General features: G+C 39.9%; 13 protein-coding genes and 2 pseudogenes. 7 read left to right on the top strand and 8 right to left on the bottom strand.

Annotated elements, in window-relative coordinates; translation table 11 throughout:
- Positions 1-248 precede the first annotated feature (248 nt).
- Positions 249-515, top strand: a complete 267-nt coding sequence (gene rpsT, locus L0B17_RS06955) for a 30S ribosomal protein S20 (protein WP_235088670.1) — start codon at positions 249-251, stop codon at positions 513-515.
- A 192-nt stretch (positions 516-707) separates the two neighbouring features.
- Here the strand turns inward: rpsT and L0B17_RS06950 are convergent, their stop codons facing one another.
- Positions 708-1004 (bottom strand): ArsR/SmtB family transcription factor, encoded by a 297-nt coding sequence (locus tag L0B17_RS06950; protein ID WP_226415862.1) that lies wholly within the window; start codon positions 1002-1004, stop codon positions 708-710.
- Between the two features lie 134 nt (positions 1005-1138).
- On the opposite strand from L0B17_RS06950, the gene L0B17_RS06945 reads away from it, so the two are divergent.
- On the top strand, positions 1139-2578 hold the full coding sequence (locus L0B17_RS06945) for a M20/M25/M40 family metallo-hydrolase (RefSeq protein WP_235088669.1): 1440 nt from the start codon (positions 1139-1141) through the stop codon (positions 2576-2578).
- A gap of 125 nt (positions 2579-2703) precedes the next feature.
- Here L0B17_RS06945 and yaaA read toward each other — a convergent pair whose 3' ends face one another.
- Entirely contained in the window at positions 2704-3480 is a 777-nt protein-coding gene (gene yaaA / locus L0B17_RS06940) for a peroxide stress protein YaaA (protein WP_235088667.1), read from the bottom strand.
- A gap of 124 nt (positions 3481-3604) precedes the next feature.
- Entirely contained in the window at positions 3605-5041 is a 1437-nt protein-coding gene (locus L0B17_RS06935; protein ID WP_235089657.1) for an alanine/glycine:cation symporter family protein, read from the bottom strand.
- A 511-nt stretch (positions 5042-5552) separates the two neighbouring features.
- Here L0B17_RS06935 and L0B17_RS06930 point away from each other — a divergent pair.
- From L0B17_RS06930 to pgi, 4 genes and pseudogenes are all read left to right on the top strand, one after another.
- Positions 5553-7919, top strand: coding sequence for a phosphoketolase family protein (locus tag L0B17_RS06930; RefSeq protein WP_235088666.1), 2367 nt, complete (start codon positions 5553-5555; stop codon positions 7917-7919).
- 378 nt (positions 7920-8297) lie between these two features.
- Positions 8298-9410, top strand: a complete 1113-nt coding sequence (locus L0B17_RS06925; protein WP_235088665.1) for an OmpA family protein — start codon at positions 8298-8300, stop codon at positions 9408-9410.
- 293 nt (positions 9411-9703) lie between these two features.
- On the top strand, positions 9704-10657 hold the full coding sequence (gene tal / locus L0B17_RS06920; protein ID WP_235088664.1) for a transaldolase: 954 nt from the start codon (positions 9704-9706) through the stop codon (positions 10655-10657).
- Between the two features lie 17 nt (positions 10658-10674).
- Positions 10675-12308: pseudogene (gene pgi / locus L0B17_RS06915) on the top strand (glucose-6-phosphate isomerase).
- 32 nt (positions 12309-12340) lie between these two features.
- On the opposite strand, the gene L0B17_RS06910 reads toward pgi, so the two are convergent.
- Complete coding sequence (locus L0B17_RS06910; RefSeq protein WP_235086337.1) at positions 12341-13666, bottom strand: IS4 family transposase; 1326 nt, start codon at positions 13664-13666, stop codon at positions 12341-12343.
- 287 nt (positions 13667-13953) lie between these two features.
- Here L0B17_RS06910 and L0B17_RS06905 point away from each other — a divergent pair, with 287 nt between their 5' ends.
- Entirely contained in the window at positions 13954-14139 is a 186-nt protein-coding gene (locus L0B17_RS06905) for a DUF3545 family protein (RefSeq protein WP_226413992.1), read from the top strand.
- A 95-nt stretch (positions 14140-14234) separates the two neighbouring features.
- Here the strand turns inward: L0B17_RS06905 and L0B17_RS06900 are convergent, their stop codons facing one another.
- The 4 genes and pseudogenes from L0B17_RS06900 to thrA all read right to left on the bottom strand — a co-directional run bounded on the left by L0B17_RS06900 (position 14235) and on the right by thrA (position 19740).
- The gene (locus tag L0B17_RS06900) at positions 14235-14786 is read right to left on the bottom strand and encodes a hemerythrin domain-containing protein (protein WP_235089656.1); all 552 of its coding nucleotides are present in this window, start codon (positions 14784-14786) and stop codon (positions 14235-14237) included.
- Positions 14787-15001: 215 nt separating this feature from the next.
- A complete protein-coding gene (gene thrC, locus L0B17_RS06895) occupies positions 15002-16285 on the bottom strand; it encodes a threonine synthase (protein WP_235088663.1) in 1284 nt (427 codons plus the stop codon).
- Positions 16286-16322: 37 nt separating this feature from the next.
- Entirely contained in the window at positions 16323-17273 is a 951-nt protein-coding gene (gene thrB, locus L0B17_RS06890; RefSeq protein ID WP_235088662.1) for a homoserine kinase, read from the bottom strand.
- Positions 17273-19740: pseudogene (gene thrA, locus L0B17_RS06885) on the bottom strand (bifunctional aspartate kinase/homoserine dehydrogenase I). Before thrA ends, thrB begins: the two are co-directional and overlap by 1 nt.
- Positions 19741-20189: the final 449 nt, after the last annotated feature.

The following is a 20189-nucleotide window of genomic DNA, read 5'->3' as shown; positions in this document are numbered from 1 at the left end:
AAAAGCTCATCTTGCCCATAAAATTTAATGGGATTTGTTGCAAATATTCTAAGCAAACTCTGTCACAGAGGCTAAAGAGCTGTTAGAATTACGCCACATATTACACGAGTGGGTTGAAGATAAGCACGCCGATTGTATATTTTATCATTTATGATGAGATTTCAATTTTAGTCGTTGACAAAGCGACTTAAAGCAGGCATATTCCTCGACCTTTAAAAGTATCAAATCCAGTTTTTAGGAGTTGCACCTTGGCTAATAGCAAGTCTGCAAAGAAGCGCGCGCTTCAGTCTGAAAAGCGTCGTCAGCATAACGCAAGCCGTCGCTCAATGTTACGTACATACGTTAAGAAAGTCATCGCTGCTATCAAGATCGGTGACCACAAAGCGGCTACAGAAGCGTTCGCAGTTGCACAACCAATAGTTGACCGTATGGCGACAAAAGGCCTTATTCACAAGAATAGAGCTGGCCGTCAAAAGTCACGTTTGAATGCTAGAATCAAAGCACTAGTTGCTTAATTTAGTAATCAATCTCAAAAAACCGGCCTAGGCCGGTTTTTTTATGCTTAAAATTCAGCGGATTAGTTCAATTAATCTATTCGATGTAAGCATTAAACCAATTAATAGAAGTAAAACTAATGCCACAACTTAGCCAAGTAGGTAATAAAAACCTTAACCGCTTAATAACGATTAAGGCTTAACGAATACCGCTTAGTGGCAATACATATTATTCAGTACCTGAATAAGCGCTTTTACTTCATCGCTTTTTAATGAGTAGTAAACAGTTTGTGCCTCTTTGCGTGTGCCAACTAGATTATCTTTTCTTAACCATGCAAGGTGTTGCGATAAAGCTGACTGACTTAGCCCTAGCTTTTTATTCATATCACCTACACACATTTCACCATCATTAAGCAGGTGACATAAAATAAACAGTCTGCGTTCATTCGCTAGCGCTTTTAATAAGACCACCGCATGATCGGCTTGTTGCTGCATTTTCTCTATATCCATCACCTAAAATACTCTCCTCATCTAACATTTGCCTAATATAGCGTCACCTTAAAAATAGAGTCGGGACATAAAGCACACTTTTTGGTAGATTGTTTAAAAAAATGAGACATAGTTAGAATATTTGAAGGAAACTCATGCGAAATTATCAACACCTCAGCTTAACAGCTTTATTTGCAGTGGCATTATTTGGCTGCCAGCAAACAACACCATCTAAACCTAAATCGCTCGAACGGGTCATTAATGACTCTGAAGATGCGCAAATCAGTCAACAATTAGCGCAACAAGCGCTTAGTTCAAATAGAGCCTACGATATTGTTGAGTCACTCACAGTAGAAGTAGGACCTCGATTAGCTGGCACAGATAAGGATATTATGGCTGTCGAATGGGCAATGGAAAAACTGTGGTTAATGGGCTTTGATAAAGTCTATAAAGAATCAGTTCAAGTTCCGGCATGGTCTAGAGGGACCATGACATCTGCCAGTATTGTGTCACCGTTTGAGCAGCCTTTGGTGATCGCCGCTCTGGGCGGTAGCATAGGCACTCCAGATACAGGCATTCAAGCACCCATAGTACGCTTTGAATCGTTAGAAGAGCTCACTTTGGCCTCACCTGGGCGCATTGAGGGAAAAATTGTTTTTATCGACCATAAAACTGATCGACATAAAGATGGTAATGGTTATGGTGTTACTGTTGGTGGACGCTCTAAAGGCGCTGTAGAGGCCGCTAAAAAAGGCGCTGTTGCGGTAGTCATTCGCTCAATTGGAACAGATCATGACCGTATGGCTCATACGGGTATGATGCGTTACCAAGAAGATGTACCTAAAATTCCTGCTGCGGCAATGTCAGCACCAGATGCCGACTTAATCAACGCCATGTTAAAGCGTGACCCTAATATTATTATGTCATTGAATATGACATCAGAAAATTTAGGTATTGCTACCTCTTACAATGTTATAGCCGAGGTAACTGGCAGTAGCAAGCCTGATGAAATCGTATTAATTGGAGCACATTTAGATTCATGGGACGAAGGCACCGGTGCGATTGATGACGGAGCTGGAGTCGCTATTGTTACTGCGGCGGCAAAGTTAATTCAAGATTTACCACAAAAACCTGCTCGTACTATTCGTGTTGTGCTATATGCCGCTGAAGAAGTAGGTTTAGTTGGTGGAAAAGCCTACGCAGAGATGCATGCCAGCGAACTAGAAAAGCATTATATTGCAGCAGAATCTGATTTTGGTGCAGGTCCTGTTTATCAAATTGACTTTAATGTTGCGCCAGCAAGCTTTAGTCAAATTCAACACCAAGTATCGACTATGACATTAAACGGCGTAGCTTTAGGCACTAATGACGCTTCTGGCGGCCCTGATGTCTCTATGATGCCTAGTTTGGGCGTACCTGTTGCATCGTTAAAACAAGATGGTACTGATTACTTTGATTATCATCACACCCCTAATGATACTTTAGATAAAATCGATCCAAAGGCATTGGCTCAAAATGTAGCAGCCTATGTGCAATTTGCTTATATGATGGCGCAATCTGAGATTGACCTAAGACCATTAAAAAAGTCTGAATGATCATAGTGATGAACCCTACTTGATATTTTGCCAAGTGTTATTCATAAAAATGCCCTTAACATCAGGGCATTTTTTATCATCCTGTTGATGCAATCAACATCTTCATTTTACAGGATTAGTGGTTTCTAGTGCTGCTCATCACGTAAGAACACTGGGCTATCAACCTTAGACTGCTCAGGACTGTAATAGTAACCCTCTAAGTCAAATTCAATTAACTGTTTTAATGTCTTAGGTTGATTATTGACAATATACCTTGCCATCAAACCGCGTGCTTTTTTGGCGTAAAAACTAATTATCTTATACTGACCATTCTTACAATCTTTAAAAACTGGGGTAATAAGTTGCCCTTTAAGTTGCTTGACCTTAACTGACTTGAAGTACTCATTAGAAGCTAAATTAACGATAATGTCATCGCCCTGCTCTGCCAATGCTTTATTCACTTCATCAGTAATAATCTCCCCCCAAAAAGCATATAAATTATCTCCTGCTGAATTAGCTAGTTTTGTCCCCATTTCCAATCGATAAGGCTGAATTAAATCAAGAGGTTTAAGCAAGCCATATAAACCTGACAATATACGCATATGTCGCTGTGCGGATTCAATTTGCGGTTCTGACAAGCTGTCTGCATCAAATCCGGTATAAACATCGCCTCTAAAAGCGAACATAGCTTGTTTGGCATTAGTGGGGGTAAAGTCTGGCTGCCATTGTGCAAAACGAGCAGCATTCAAACCGGCAATTTTATCACTTACCTTCATTAAACTAGCAATATCAACAGGAGTTAGCTGCCGACATATCTTAATCAGTGATTCACTATGGGATAATAATGTCGGTTGAGTAAACGTTGCCGTTATGGGCGGATGTTCAAAATCTAATGTTTTGGCAGGTGATACTAAAACCAGCATGGTTAACTCCTTTATCTGAATACTGTCCATAATACGTGACTGATACAAAAAAACCATGCTGAATAAGCATGGTTTTTTCGATTAGACTAACGCATTAAATCAATGCATAAAAAACAACAGTCGCTTATTTTTTGTTATTAGCAGATAAGTCTGGCCAAATTTTCTCTTCCAATTGATCTGCTAACTCAGGAAATTTACTGGTATCAAATACCGGATCTTTTCCCTCTTTAACTTGCTGACGATAATCATTAATGACTCTAATGGCTAATCCTGAAAGTAACACTATTGCGACAATGTTAACCAACGCCATTAGCCCCATAGACACATCAGCTAAATCCCATACCAAACCAATTTTAGCCATAGCACCAAACATCACCATGCCTAATACTACCAGTCTAAATAAAGGTAATGCTTTTTTGCTGTTACCAGACAAAAACATGATGTTAGTTTCAGCATAAGAGTAATTTGCAATAATAGAGGTAAAACAGAATAACAAGATAGCTAAAGCAATAAAGGCACCGCCCCATGCACCAACATGAAAAGTTAATGCATTGATTGTCATGCCAATGCCTTCACCAGAACCAGCAGCATCACCCGAAAGCAATATTATTGCCGCTGTTGCGGTACAAATAACGATAGTATCAAAAAATACCCCCATCATTTGAATATAACCTTGAGATGCTGGGTGATTTGGGTTGGGAGAAGCACTTGCAGCAATATTAGCAGCACTGCCCATTCCGGCTTCATTTGAAAATAATCCACGCGCAATCCCTGCCTGCATAGCTTGGGACACACTATACGCAATAGCACCACCAGCAGCCTCTTGCCAACCAAATGCACTATTGATAACGAGCATAAATACTCTTGGTAGTTCCTCAATATTTATCATTACGACAATAAACGCCATAATGATATAAACCAATGCCATTAGAGGAACAATAAATTCCGATACTTTAGCAACCTTTCTTAATCCACCCATAATGACTACACCACTAAAGATCGTAATCAAAATACCTATATACAATGGATCAACATCAAATACCGCGGTCATCGCACCGGCTATTGTATTGGCTTGAACTGCATTAAAAACCAAACCAAAACAAATAATTAATAGCACTGAAAACAACACTCCCATCCAGCGCTGCCCTAATCCTTGTTCCATATAATAAGAAGGGCCACCACGGTATTGCCCATCCACATCTTTCACTTTATAAACTTGCGCTAGAGTAGATTCAATCATCGCGGTTGCCATGCCTAAAACAGCAATAGCCCACATCCAAAAAACAGCTCCAGGGCCTGCTACACCTATTGCAAAAGCAACACCGGCCATATTACCCGCACCGACTCGAGCAGCCATGCTGGTACAGAAAACTTGAAAAGAAGATAATCCATTTTTACCGGGTCTACGACTAATCGCGAGTAATTTCAGGCCATGACCAAACTGAGTAAACTGAATAAACCCTAGGCGTACCGTAAAATACAAACCTGCTCCCACCAGCCCATAAACTAATAGCTCGCCCCAAAGCAGGCCGTTTAAATAATTAATTATTTTTTCTAACATTGCCATAATGCTTATCTATTCCTTTGAAATAACGCTACCTGCATGCGACAGCTTATCTATATCTCGGCATAGATGCTGTCATCACGACAAACAAAGTTATTTTAATTGCTTGATTATTATTGGTTTAAATTTTGATTAACTGAAAACCAGTCTTGTGGCTTGGCTTATTATACCTTTTCAACAAATGATCTGTAATTTAGTTTGAAATTACATTAAGACTCATTACGATATTCGATGGTATTTTCTGTCTTCAAATTAACATAAGCAGTCAATTAGAATTTAATAAATTTGCCTTAAAAATCACTTCACAGCCTCTAGTTCAACAGCAACGTAACAAACCTCCACGTTACAAAACCAACACTACAACAAAAACAATATAACTCTACAGTGAAATATCACCACGTAATTAACAAAAGTTAGACCCACCACACATTATTAAGCCTCAATATGAAATACAGTGTTCTTAAATTAAGATTAATCATTCAATATTTCTCGTTCCAATGAGGTCAATATGACAACTGCTAATGAAATTACCGCACTCAAAAAGTTTGTTCGAGCCACTAACTTCCTTGCAACTTCGCAAATTTATTTGAAACAAAACGTACTTTACAAACGTAAACTTGAGCACACAGATATTAAGCCTAGGCTACTAGGTCACTGGGGAACCTGCCCTGGGATCAATTTTGTCTACGCTAACGTAAACCGTCTCATTGTTAAACATAATCGAGAGTTCATCTATCTTGTTGGCCCCGGCCATGGTTTTCCTGCAGTACAGGCCAACCTATTTATGGAAGGTTCATTAAGCCATTTCTACTCAGAGACAATTCCTTATACAGAAACAGGTATCGAAGACATCTGTAAAAAATTCTCTGCCGCATATGGTTACCCATCACACGCAAATCCAGAAGCACCAGGACAAATCTTAGAAGGTGGCGAACTTGGCTATTCATTGTCTGTGGCATGGGGCTCAGTACTGGACAACCCAAATCTGATTGCAGCCTGTTTAATCGGCGACGGTGAAGCAGAAACTGGCCCACTAGCAGCATCTTGGTATGCTAACCGTTTAGTTGCACCTAAGCATAACGGTGCAGTTCTGCCAATCGTTCACATCAACGGTTATAAAATCTCTGGCCCAACCCGTATGGGACGCATGAGTCATGAAGAGCTTGATTTAGAATTCCGTGGTCTTGGCTACCACCCAATCATAGTTGACGACGAACTTGATACTGACATCTATGATCAGATGTTAGCCGCTATGGACTTGTCCTATGACATGATCAATGACATTCAACGCCGTGCACGTTCTGGTGAAGACGTAGTTAAACCACGCTGGCCGGTGATCTTAATGAGAACAGCAAAAGGCTGGACTGGTACTACTGAATATGAGGGTAAAAAACTTGCTGGTAACTGTGAGTCACACCAAGTTATCGTTAGCAACTGTGCTAAAGATAAAGGCCACCTTGAAGCATTAGATGCATGGTTAGCCAGCTATAAGTTTGATGAACTAGTACAAATTACTGATACTGGCGAACTCGTATTTGATAAAGACATTATGTCTTTAATGCCACCAAAAGATCTTTGCTGTGGTCGTCAACGCCTAAGCTACGGTGGTGAAGTGGTGCGTGCCTTAGCCAACCCTGACTTAGCTAAACTAGGTTACGGCGCTGAAACTCCCCGTGGTCAACGTGGTTTCTCAATGCTCAAAATGGGTGAATGGATGCGTGATGCATTCAAACTAAATCGCGATCAACGTAACCTGCGTATTTTCAGCCCTGATGAAACCTATTCAAACCAATTACAAGCCGTATTTGAAGAAACAGATCGTGCTTGGCAGTGGCCAATTGAAAACTGGGATCAAGACATGTCTCGTGATGGCCGCGTGATTGAGCTGTTATCTGAAAACTTACTTTTTGGTATGTTACACGGCTACACAGTAACGGGCCGTCACGGTATGTTCCCAACTTATGAGGCTTTCTCTCAAGTAGTGTCATCTATGGCGGACCAATACTGTAAATACGTTCATGCAAGCCAAGGGATCCATTTCCGTAAGCCAATTCCAGCCTGTAACGTAGTATTGTCATCGCTATTAGAGCGTCAAGATCACAACGGTTATTCTCACCAGAACCCGTCTTTCCTAGGCGCTATGCTGGAGAAGCACCCAAACATTATCTCTGCTTATTTACCAGCAGATGCTAACAGTACTTTGGTGTATACCGAAAAAGCATATGCAGATAGAGATAAACTGAACATTATCGTTGCTGGTAAGAAATCACTACCACAGTGGTTGTCGTTAGCTGAAGCTCGCAAGCAAGCTAAAGATGGCATGATGGTGTGGGATTTTGCGTCAGATAATAATCCTGATGTTGTACTAGCCGGTTGTGGCGACTATGCGACTCAAGAATGTATGGCCTCTTTAGTGCTAATACGTGAAATATTACCAAGAGTACGTATCCGCTTTGTGAGTGTGTCAGAACTTCACAGCAGCGGTTTAGGCAGCCTTGAGTTCCAAAGCAAGCCTTGGATGATGGATGAAGTATTCACTGAAGATAAAGGCGTGGTCTTTAACTACCACGGTTACCCAAACACCATCAAGAAACTGGTATTTGATTATAAAGGTAACCGCCGCTTCCGTATTAAGGGTTACGAAGAAGAAGGTTCAACTACAACTCCATTTGATATGGGTGTACGTAACGGCACCTCTCGGTACCACTTAGTAATTGATATGGCATACAAGTTATTCCAACAAAGCGTAATTGACGAAACTCAACACGTGCGCATTACCACTGACATGTTACAACGCTTGGTTGATCATAAAAACTACATTAAGGTAAATGGGGTAGATCCTGTTGAAATCGAAAACTGGGTATGGACTCGTTAGCATTGGACTATTGTTAATTGATTTAACAGTAAATTAAGCTACTCAAATAAAAAATGCGCCTAAAAAACGCATTTTTTATACTTCAACGCCAAAGGTAAATTGGCAAAAAGTCTCCAAGAAACCTAACAAAGCTGCAACAAAAGCATGAAAGCATTAATAGAATGTAAATGCGGAACTTTCAAAATACTCAAAAAATGCTATTATTTCGATATTAAAGCTAAATTAATCATATTTACTATAGCAAATCACATAATTAACGATGATAATTACATCGCTGACTAAAACATAACGGATTCACCTCTCAAGTGTCAGTTGCGTATGTTTTCAATAATCGTAAAATATGCGTTTTGGTGAAGTATAATAACAATGGACTTATAAATGATGAAGAACACATTAAAAGTAGTATTACTCACCTCTATGTTACCTTTCGCTGCATCAGCTGCAGAACAACTATCACCTTGGTATGTTGGTGGTGGCTTAGGTGTCAACAATTACGAGCAAAACTGTGACCAACCAGGTACTCAAGTATGTGGTGAAGACTCCCCATACGCTTGGGATGTAGTTGGTGGTTACTTATTCAATGAATATATCGGTTTAGAATTAGGCTATCGTGATCTAGGTCGCGCTGACTGGACTGGTACAGATAATACTATGTATGACGTAGGTGCTACTGGTGTTAGTTTAGGTTTAGTTGGTTTTTATCCACTAGCAAATAAGTGGAGCTTATCATCAGAACTAGGTACTTATAGCTACCTTTTAGAGAATCAACAGTCTTTTAACGGCGTAAACTTAAGCGAATCAGGCATTGCCTTATTTGCTGGTGTTGGTGTTGGTTATAACTTTAACGAAAACTTAAAGTTAGCAGCTAAATATCGTCGTTACGAAAACCTTGATGCTGATGTATTAAACAACTTACAAATGGAAAGTAACTATTGGGGTCTAGAATTAAGCTACCGCTTTGGTTCTACCCAAGCAGCACCTGTTGCTGCTGTTGTTGCTCCAGTAGTTGTTGCTGATGCAGATTCTGATAGTGATGGCGTTGTTGATCGTTTAGACAAATGTCCTAATACACCAAGCAACCACAAAGTGGATGCGACTGGTTGTACAGTATATGAATTCGCGACAACTAAGCATGACTTAGGTGGCATTTTGTTCGCTAATAACTCTGCAGTGATTAACCAAGCTTCATTTGCTGATTTAGAAAAGTTAGCAGACTACATGAAGAAAAACCCAGAGCACACTGTTATTGTTGAAGGCCATGCGTCAAACGTAGGTAAAGACTCATATAACATGAAGTTATCTGATCTTCGTGCTAGCTCAGTTGCAAATGCATTGAGAACTAAATATGGTATCAGTGCAAACCGTATTAAATCTGTCGGTTATGGTGTAACTAAACCTGTAGCTCAAGGTAATACTGCTGAAGCGCATAGACTGAATCGTCGTATTGAAGCAATCGTTACTGGTACAGAGAAACGCGCTGTATTAAAATAGTTTAATACAAATCGTTTTCGATAAAAAGCCGCTGATATCAGCGGCTTTTTTGTTTAATGAACAATAGTAAAAACCTCTAAACCTCTACTTTCTGTCATGATTCTGTTTTTCCTCCTCAATTAAATAAACACCCATTTGCATCTAAGTCGAAATTTAACAACAATAAAAAACAGAAAATGAGTAAAATTGCGCAATATTTGGTAATTTTTTTACCAAAACGTTGGAATAAAGAGTAAAATCACGTTTAATAAAGGAATTAAAATAACCATTTTCTTATCGAGAGGAAACGTCACATGGCCAATGCACTCACTCAACTCAAATCATTTACTACTATTGTCGCAGACACCGGTGACATTGAAGCAATCAAACGCTATCAACCTGAAGATGCTACAACAAATCCATCATTGATTTTGAAAGCTGCGCAAATTCCTGAATATGCCCCTCTAATTGATAATGCAATTGCATGGGCTCAAACCCAAAGTAATGATCAAGCACAGCAAATTGAAGATGCTGGTGATAAACTGGCGGTAAATATCGGCATAGAGATACTAAAGTTAGTACCGGGTCGTATTTCTACAGAAGTCGATGCACGTCTTTCTTTCGACAAGCAAGGTTCTATCAATAAGGCACATAAGCTTATCAAGCTTTATAAAGAAGCTGGGGTTGATAAATCACGCATTCTAATCAAACTAGCATCAACCTGGGAAGGTATCTGTGCCGCTAAAGAGTTAGAGCAAGAAGGCATTAACTGTAACCTAACCTTACTATTTAGCTTTGCTCAAGCAAGAGCTTGTGCTGAAGCTGGGGTTTACCTTATTTCTCCTTTTGTAGGCCGTATTCTTGACTGGTACAAGAAAGATACGGGTAAAGATTATACTGCTGATACTGATCCAGGGGTAATTTCTGTTACTGAAATCTATGATTACTACAAACAACACGGTTATAGCACGGTTGTAATGGGAGCAAGTTTCCGTAATATCGGTGAGATCATCGAATTAGCAGGTTGTGATCGCTTAACTATTGGACCCGCTCTATTAGAAGAGTTGGCCAATACTAATATCCTTGTTGCTGAGAAACTTAAAGCAGTACCAGCATCATCAACGGCTCCTACACCGCTAACAGAAGCCGAATTCCGCTGGGCATTTAACGAAGATCCAATGGCCGTTGATAAGTTAGCAGAAGGTATTCGTAACTTTGCAATTGACCAAGGTAAGCTTGAGGTCATGCTAAAAGAAAAGTTAAGCTAAACAAGGAATGTGAATTAATGACTCAATTAACACAATCGGCTACATGGCAGCAGTTAGCCACTCACACGGCTGCTTTACCGCACATGCGTGAGTTATTTGAAAAGAATAGCCAACGCTTTGATGCAATGCACATAAAGAGTTGTGGGCTACTGTTAGATTATTCAAAGAACCGTGTAAATGAAGAAACATTAGCATTGCTGTTCAAACTCGCCAATGAAGCACAGTTAACTGATAAAATTGCTGGCATGTTCTCGGGTGACATCATCAATAATACCGAGCAACGAGCCGTATTGCATACAGCTCTTCGCAGCAAAGCTTCTCAAACCATTAATGCAGAAGAAAAAAATATTGTTCCTGAAGTACAGCAAACTCTTGCTAAAATGGCTGAGTTTGTCGAAAAAGTTCAAAGCGGACAATGGACAGGCTATACAGGCAAAGCCATTACTGACATCGTCAGTATTGGTATTGGCGGATCTTTTCTAGGCCCCAAAATAGTCACTCAGGCGTTAAGACCGTATTGGAAAGGGTTAAACTGTCATTTTGTTGCCAATGTAGATGCGACATCAATTTGTGAGAAATTAAAGGGCTTAAACGCTGAAACGACTCTATTTGTCATGTCATCAAAGTCGTTTAGCACACAAGAAACGCTTACAAATACCCTAAGTGCAAAAGAGTGGTTTTTAGCTCAAGGTGCATCGCAACAAGATGTTGCCCAGCACTTTGTTGCTGTGACATCTAATGTGGCAAAAGCAACTGAGTTTGGCATGGATGCAGACAATATTTTCCCGATGTGGGATTGGGTTGGCGGCCGTTATTCTTTATGGTCAGCTATTGGTTTACCAATAGCATTGGTTGTTGGTATGGATAATTTTAAACAATTATTATCCGGCGCATTTGATATGGACCAACACTTCCAACACGCTCCTATTGAACAAAATATGCCTGTTATTATGGGAATGTTATCGGTCTTATATAGCAACTTTCATGGTGCTCAATCTCATGTTATTTTGACCTATGACCATTACTTACGTGGCTTACCTGCTTATTTCCAGCAGCTAGATATGGAAAGTAATGGTAAATCAGTCACTTTAGATGGTCATACCGTTGATTATAGTACTGGCCCAGTGATATGGGGGGAGAAGGTACTAATGGTCAGCACGCTTATCACCAGTTATTGCATCAAGGTACAGCACTTATTCCTGCTGACTTTATCATGCCTTTACAGAGCCATAATCCGCTAGGTGAACACCACAATCAATTAGCCTCAAACTGCTTTGGCCAAACTCAGGCGTTGATGCAAGGTCGTACATACGAAGAAGCATTAGCCGAAATGAGTTCAAGTAAACTTGACGATGCTCAAAAACAGCTTATTGCTAAACATAAAGTGATGACTGGTAATAAGCCAAGTAACACTTTATTAATGGATAAATTAACCCCGCAAACTTTAGGTGCATTAATTGCTTTATATGAACACAGAACATTTGTTCAAGGTGTTATTTGGCAAATAAACTCCTTTGATCAATGGGGGGTCGAGTTAGGTAAATTGCTTGGCAACGATGTTCTTAATAGGATCGGCGCTAGCAAGGATGCGAATGAATTAGATTGCTCTAGTAATTCATTAATCAATTTGTATCGTCAAGGACAGATTTAACCACTAAATAGCCAGCGAAAGCTTAATGCCGTTCACTTAAGGTGAGCGGCATTTTTTATTTTTGCGACTGGGTAGCCATTTTTACTGACTTTTAAGCACCTTGGATAACTTCTTTCTCGTTTTCCTTCCAGCTTAAACTGCTTGGCATTTCTCTCTATATCTAAAATAAACCTCGGAACATTTCCTGGTGCATATAACGGCATATTAGTGAGTTGATTGATAATATGAGATGAAGCATCTCGAAAACTCAGCTGATTTGGAAATACATTTTTAAGCGATTTCGCCATTAAAATCATTTTATAACGTATTAAATTATAAGCTAATAATAGTCCCCATAGCTCTTGATTTATTAACTCTGGAAGATTGCTTCTCAGCGTAAATCGACTTTCTAACATATATTGTTTCATTTCTCGATAACCCAGCTCTATCTCCCAGCGATGTGTATATAAATCAACTATTTCTGCACCCGGATAGGCCATAACATCAAGCATTGAACTCAGAATGTTGACCTGTTTACCTTTTATCTGACGAGTGGTTAATCTGGCTTCTATTGTTAATGGTAATTCAGGGCGTTTCTTTCTCGATTGAGGCGTTGTACTTAACCTGACAAGCTTATCGTGCTTACCTAAACTGCGGATTGTTTCATATTGAGTGCCTTTTTTTAACGGTAATAACCAATGGGTGTTGACGCCTTTAGCCTGCCAATCGTGTAATAAGCCTAGCGAGTAAAAGCCTTTATCAAACAAGGTTAAGCTGTTGTCGGGTACACTTTTGATAAGCTTAGCCGCTAAGTTCATTTCATTTTCAGCCACACTGTCAAAGACGCTATCAACCAGTAAATGACTACTCAGTTCCATCATACAAACCATGCGCACTTGAGGGTAACCAGACTCACTTGATTTGTTTGCTGTGCGCGCAAAAGCTGCACTATTCTCTTTCGTTTCAGGCGTTATCCAGACTACGCCATCAACGCCAAAGAGGTTCAAACCGCACCAATGAGGATGTTCAGCACGTTGATGCCATGTGGCCGCTGAGCGATGAAATATATCGCGAACCACATCACTGCCAAGCTTTTTTCTGGCCTGTGTGACAGCACTTCTCGCCACATAATCAACCTCTTGTGGCAGCACAATATCAAGCTTGTTAATCAATTGACGAACGGATTCAGTGCGAAATAAAGACATCCCAATAACAGCCCAAACCATAGCGTCCATGGGTAGTTTTCGACGTCTTAATGTGGCAACACCATTGGAGTCTAGACAAGATTGAATAATATCGGGTTCAAGGACATCAGCAAGAGATGAAAATTCGGTGAGTCGGTTAATTGAAGTGCGAGCAAGTGCTTCTGAAAGTTCCATAAAAAAATCCGATAATAAAGATTATCGGATTTTGGCAGACTAAAAGGATCGGTCAATAGATCGGTATATTTTTTATCACTTCAGTTCTTAACTGATCGGCATTACAGCGAAAGCTGGTTTTTTATTGCTCTGCCTTATCATTATTCAGCATGTCAAACCAATTAAATTCTATATCTTCATTAAACTATCATTTCGATTTAACACAATTGAAACATAAATGTTGCACCCTACAATAGAAATATGATACTTATTTGCATAGAGACATCATAATAACAAGGGAGGTTACCATGGATCGTTTAGACTATGGTGGTGCGTTAGACGAAGTTGTTGAAAGACCAAGCCGTTCAAAAGGATCTAATAAAAAGCGTAAATGGCGAGAGATTGAAGCAATTAAGGATAAGCAACGCTTACTGAAAGAGTTACAGGATATTGATGATTCTTTTGAATTTGATGCCAATACTTTAGTGTTATAAATACTGACAATAGCGAATATTTATTCATTAAAAAGTAATATAATAAAAGAGCACCTAGAGTGCTCTTTTCGATCATACTGATAACACTTTCCAAATCAGATATTTATTTTGTTTTCTGCCTTAACAATATATTGCCTAAGCTCCTCAAAAATAATGTTATCATCTTGACTAAATAACGGATCGTCGACCAATTTATTCTGGCATAACAACTCAATGTTTTGCCAATCACTGCTGTCTAATGTTTTGGCTAAATGAGGAAAAATCTCCGTTTCCTCGAACTGCATATGCCCCACTTGTAAATGAATATAATTAGCTAAATCATTAATCAATTTATCTCTTGAAATCACCACATCTGATAAGACCATATTTAAACTGTACATTAAAGATCCGGACACTTGAGCTAACTTATCATGCTCATCACTAAGCTGATCACTATTAGGTATAGACATCTTTTGGGCATAATAATGATAAGTGATATCTTCTACTGGATGATGGCTATGCTCTGCATACCCTTGCATATACTCAACAATATCTCTGATAAGATTGAAGTTAACAGCTTCACCTTCTGCTAAACGAGCATTTTTGTTGGTGAGAATATTCAATAAAATGGTTATATGCTGGTGATCACGCATTAATCGCTTAAGCATCGTCTTCTCCGTCATGTCAATCTCACTTACTCAAATTGTAGTCAACAGCCTAGTTAACTTCCAATCTACTACAGTGATATAAATTAGTTATGACAGAGATCATATTCCAGATAATTAACACACTAGTTGCTCCATAAACACAAAAGCACCCATTAAGGTGCTTTTGTGTTTATGCTAATTTGATGATTAAGCCCACTTTAATCATCAAAAATGTACTATCTAAGCGTTGCCAATAAATGCGACTTTAACTGAGAGAAATCAGCATCTAATTCAACAGATAGAATAGTTTTATTAACTACAGCTGCAAGTTCAGGTGGTAAAGGCAAGTCAACTTGTAGCTCCCTATCAACCACATCTTTAAATTTTGCAGGATGCGCTGTCCCTAAAAAGATCCCATATTCATCTTTAGCCAATAATTGACGTAATCCCTGAGCAGCAATCGCTGCATGAGGTTCTGATTGATATCCCAATTGGTATAGATTTTTAAGCGCTTCAGAGGTTTGCAATTCATTTAACGCTAAACCAGTAATGTTTGATAATGGCCAGCCCATCTGCTGACAAATAGCTTCTACACGGGGCCAGTTACTCGGCTCTGACACATCCATCGCATTTGACATAGTCGCGACCGTATCATGTGGCGCCCAGTCACCGTTTTGCAAATAACGCGGCACAGTATCGTTACTATTGGTGGCGGCAATAAAACGTTTGATCGGCAGCCCCATTGCTTTAGCAAATAAACCTGCAGTCAAATTACCAAAGTTACCGCTAGGGACTGATAAGACAAAATTTTCATGACCAGCTTGCTTAGCTTGCGCTACGGCTTCAAAGTAATAACAAATTTGCGCCAATAAACGGCTTATATTAATTGAATTGGCAGAATTCAACGCCAATCCTTCTCTAACCTCTTCATCATCAAAGGCTTGTTTGACTAAATGCTGGCAAGCATCAAAATCAGAATTTACCGCCACTGTGTGGATATTTTTACCTAACGTAGTGAACATTTTCTCTTGTAGCTCACTGATTTTACCCTTTGGATACATCACAACGACTTGTACTTTATCTAAGCCATAAAATGCATCAGCCACTGCAGCGCCTGTGTCTCCAGAAGTCGCTGTCAGAATAGTTAACCCTTTATCGCCTGATAATAAATTGATGCACTGCGCCATAAAACGTGCACCAAAATCTTTAAATGCAAGGGTTGGCCCATGAAAAAGCTCTAAACAGCTGCGGTTAGAATCAACTTCTTTTAGAGGCGCATCAAAAGTAAATGCTTTATCAACAAGCACGTCAACATTATCTTGGCCTAATTCATCAGCCAACCAAGCACCTAAAACAAGTTTACTGCGCTGCGCAAATGGCATAGCCAGTAAGCTGTCAATATCGTTTAGCACAGGGATCGTTTTAGGGAAAAATAGTCCCCTATCCTTACCAAGCCCTAATTGAACTGCCTGACTAAAATTAACTTCCTGCGAAGGATGTTTTAAATTATATAATTCCATTACCACTACCTATTAAATTAAAAATTTTGTTTCGATACTAAACCCGTCGAGTACCTTGTTCATCTAATTGACATACATGGGCAAAACCACCTTGTTCTGTCACATAGTGCTGCTCTAGCCACGCCTTTGCCTGCTGAGCTTTTTCTAATGAGTCGGTGACGCTAAATAATGTTGGTCCACTGCCTGAAATACCCGTGGTCAGCATCCCTTGTTGCGCTAGAGCTTCTCTAGCATCAAGGTACCCTGGAATTGCTGCAGCGCGGTAAGGCTCAGCTAGTACATCCTTAAGCACTTCAATTGCCATAGCAGCATCTTGCTGATAACTAGCATGTACAAAAGCACTTAAATAACGGCCAAAATCAATCGCCACAGCTTTATCATACTGTGCAGGTAATAAAGCACGCATCTTAGCCGTCGACAATGAAATACCAGGATATGCGACCACCCAATACCATTGCTTAAAGCTCGGTATCGCGGCACAAACCTTATCGACGGTGTTAAGCATTAGCTGCATACCACCTAAATAACAGGGAGCAACGTTGTCATAATGGACGCTCCCTGAAATCTGTCCTTCAAACTCGCCCATTAATAGAAGTAAAGCTTGTTGATCAAATGGTTGTTTAAAGTACTCATTAAGTGCATATAACGCGGCAACTACAGAACTTGCACTCGAACCTAACCCACTGCCAACAGGTAAGTTTTTCTCTAAAATAAGTTTAACGCCATCTTGACGTTGTAGTTTATCAAGAAAGAAAACGGCACACTGATAAACTATATTGTCTTGTAAATCCGTTGGCAGTTTATGTGCCCAAGGACCTACTTGAGCAAACTCAACCCCGCATTCAATACCACTAATGGTTACTCTATCACCAAGTAGACTGCCATCGATAGGCGCTAATGCTGCCCCCAACAAATCGAAACCAACACCCACATTACCCATTGATGCTGGCGCATAAACACTCAGTTGAGCTTGATTACTGCTGTTCATTACAAACCCACCTCACGTGTCCAATTAAGGGTTCTAAGTACGTCAGCAAATACGCCAGCGGCTGTCACGTCTGTCCCCGCGCCATAGCCGCGTAACACAAATGGAATGGGTTGATAGTAGCGGCTGTAAAAAGCCAGCGCATTCTCACCACCTTTTACGCTATATAGAGGATCTGTAGCATCGACTTCAATAATGCGAACATAACATTTACCTTGATCAATTTGGCCTACGTAACGTAGGACCTTTCCCTGCGCTTTAGCATTAGCGACACGGATAGAGACTTGTGCATCAAGACGGGATAAGTTAGCCATAAATGTCTCAACATCACCACTATCATCAAAATCAGAAGGTAATACCGACTCGATATTAATATCGCTAAGCTCTAACGGTAAGCCAACTTCGCGAGCTAAAATAAGCACTTTACGAGCAACATCCATTCCACTTAAATCATCACGGGGATCGGGCTCTGTAAAACATTTATCCCGGCAATTGATGTAGCTTGCGATAAACTCATTCCTTCATCGAGCATCCCAAAAATATACGATAACGATCCTGATAAAATACCATTGAATTTATGCAGTTTATCACCTGCACACAGCAACTTTTTCAGGTTATCTATAACGGGTAAACCTGCACCAACCGTGGTTTCATATAAAAATTGACGACGTTGTTCTAAACTCACTTTGCGTAGTGATTGATAAAACGCATAATCACGGGTATTGGCTTTTTTATTTGGCGTGACCACATGAAACCCGGCATTCATCACATCTAAATAACGGTCTGATACCGCTTCGCTTGAGGTGCAATCCACTAAAACAGGATTGAGCAATTGTTGCTCTTGTCCCCATAACAATAAAGCATTTAAATCATATTGTTGGGCATTATCCCCCATTAAAGCTTGCCAATTTGATAAATCAACACCATTACTGTCTAGTAACATTTGACGTGAATTAGCAATACCGCATACTCGAATACTGATGTGCTGCTCTTTTAGCATGTCATTTTGTTGTTTTATTTGTTCAAGCAGCCCCGCACCGACATTACCAGCCCCCACTAAAAACACATCAACGTATTGCTGCACATCAAAGAAAGCTTGATGACAAGCACTAATAGCATGTTTGGTTTTACTTTGCTGGATAACGGTTGAAATAGAGCGCTCTGACGACCCCTGAGCAATGGCAATAATGTTAACGCTCGCCTTAGCCAACGCGCTGAAGAATTTAGCTGCAACTCCTTTGTGCGTTTTCATGCCATCACCAATCAAGGACACGATAGCTAAACCTTGGCGTAACTCAATAGGTTCAAGTAATTCGGATTTAATTTCTAATTCAAATTCTTGTTCAAGGGCCCATTTTGCTTTAGGCGCATCACGGGTTCCAACACAAAAACTGATACTGTATTCAGAAGAGCTTTGGGTGATCAATGATACCGAAATACCACTACGTGAAATGGCCGCTAAAGTACGACTGGCCATACCAACCATCCCCTTCATACCAGGTCCAGATACGTTAAACATGGTTTGATCATCAAGATTTGAAATCGCTTTAACTTGTAGACCTGTTTTATCTATATCGTTCGATACTAAAGTACCAGGAGCTGATGGATTAAAACTATTTTTGATATAACAAGGAATATGGTACTGCGCAATTGGAGCAATAGTTTTAGGGTGTAATACTTTGGCACCAAAATATGATAATTCCATCGCCTCTTGATAACTTAACTGCGACAGTAATTTAGCATCTGTCACAGCGCGAGGATCGGTATTATAAACACCGTCTACATCAGTCCAAATTTCACAGCTAGATGCATCTAAACAAGCGGCTAATACTGCAGCAGAATAGTCTGATCCATTACGCCCTAAGGTGACAATTTTGCCTTGGGCATCTGCGGCAGTAAAACCAGGCATAACCCATACCCTATATTTGCTTAAAGGCAATACAGCAAAGCGAGGTTTACTGATACTTATGTCGACGACAGACTCCAATGGCTGCCCATGGGCAAGGAACAACGAGACAGGGTCTAACTGTGCGGCAGTAATATTTTTAGCAAGCATGACTTGCTCCATTAGCGCTGCAGATAAACGCTCGCCAGAAACAACAATGGCAGCCCTAACAGAGTCAGGGCACTCTCCTAATAAGGCTATCCCCTCTAACTTAGACTTCCATTGCAGCATTTGCATGCTAAGTTTCTGCTTAAGTAATTCCTGTTGAGCTACAGACAACAAGGTTTCACCCGCTTGGGTATATAAATGATTAAAAACATGATCGATATGATCAACAACCGCTTGATAAGATTTTCCCTCTACCGCTAAATCAACCATTTCTAATAATGCATTAGTAATTGTTGCGGGTGCAGAAAGGACCGTTGCTACTGGTTCAGCCTTAGAGGACTCAGCAATAATATCAGCCGCCATTAAAAAACGAGGCCAATTTGCTAACGACGTACCACCAAACTTCATCACCTTCATACCGTCTTCTCCTGCCAATATCATGACATTAATGCAAAATTTTATAATAAAAAAGCCCGCTTCTTTTGTGGGAAGCGGGCTTGTTACTGAATTCTATTTAGGATGAATCAGCCCGCCCCCACTATATTAATAGTGGTGGTTGTAATGATTGTAATTACAACATACTTGTAGGCTGACATATCGCTCACTTATTCGGGTTTCATCAATGCTACCAAGCGCATATATTGTTAGTCGCGGGTAACTCTTATTCACTAATGCTTACAGAATTGCTTTTTTAACACTATATTGTCAACCCCAGTTGCCAATAAATTTGAATATTAATTAGTATTTAAGTTGATTTATTTCACATTTCATATTTCATAAACTGAAACGTCAATTGCATACGCAATAAAACAACGTAAACGCTGCATTTACGTCAGCGTCAACCAAATGCAAACAGAAGATAAATA

It is taken from the genome of Shewanella sp. OMA3-2 (assembly GCF_021513195.1).
Taxonomy (GTDB): Bacteria; Pseudomonadota; Gammaproteobacteria; order Enterobacterales; family Shewanellaceae; genus Shewanella.
This window is presented reverse-complemented; position numbering and strand designations above follow the sequence as displayed.

What these genes read in the sequence shown, in the direction of transcription:
- L0B17_RS06950 (WP_226415862.1), bottom strand. Translation starts at nt 1,004, where the DNA reads ATGGATATAGAGAAAATGCAGCAACAAGCCGATCATGCGGTGGTCTTA.
- L0B17_RS06945 (WP_235088669.1), top strand. Translation starts at nt 1,139, where the DNA reads ATGCGAAATTATCAACACCTCAGCTTAACAGCTTTATTTGCAGTGGCA.
- yaaA (WP_235088667.1), bottom strand. Translation starts at nt 3,480, where the DNA reads ATGCTGGTTTTAGTATCACCTGCCAAAACATTAGATTTTGAACATCCG.
- L0B17_RS06935 (WP_235089657.1), bottom strand. Translation starts at nt 5,041, where the DNA reads ATGTTAGAAAAAATAATTAATTATTTAAACGGCCTGCTTTGGGGCGAG.
- L0B17_RS06930 (WP_235088666.1), top strand. Translation starts at nt 5,553, where the DNA reads ATGACAACTGCTAATGAAATTACCGCACTCAAAAAGTTTGTTCGAGCC.
- L0B17_RS06925 (WP_235088665.1), top strand. Translation starts at nt 8,298, where the DNA reads ATGATGAAGAACACATTAAAAGTAGTATTACTCACCTCTATGTTACCT.
- tal (WP_235088664.1), top strand. Translation starts at nt 9,704, where the DNA reads ATGGCCAATGCACTCACTCAACTCAAATCATTTACTACTATTGTCGCA.
- L0B17_RS06910 (WP_235086337.1), bottom strand. Translation starts at nt 13,666, where the DNA reads ATGGAACTTTCAGAAGCACTTGCTCGCACTTCAATTAACCGACTCACC.
- L0B17_RS06905 (WP_226413992.1), top strand. Translation starts at nt 13,954, where the DNA reads ATGGATCGTTTAGACTATGGTGGTGCGTTAGACGAAGTTGTTGAAAGA.
- L0B17_RS06900 (WP_235089656.1), bottom strand. Translation starts at nt 14,786, where the DNA reads ATGCTTAAGCGATTAATGCGTGATCACCAGCATATAACCATTTTATTG.
- thrC (WP_235088663.1), bottom strand. Translation starts at nt 16,285, where the DNA reads ATGGAATTATATAATTTAAAACATCCTTCGCAGGAAGTTAATTTTAGT.
- thrB (WP_235088662.1), bottom strand. Translation starts at nt 17,273, where the DNA reads ATGAACAGCAGTAATCAAGCTCAACTGAGTGTTTATGCGCCAGCATCA.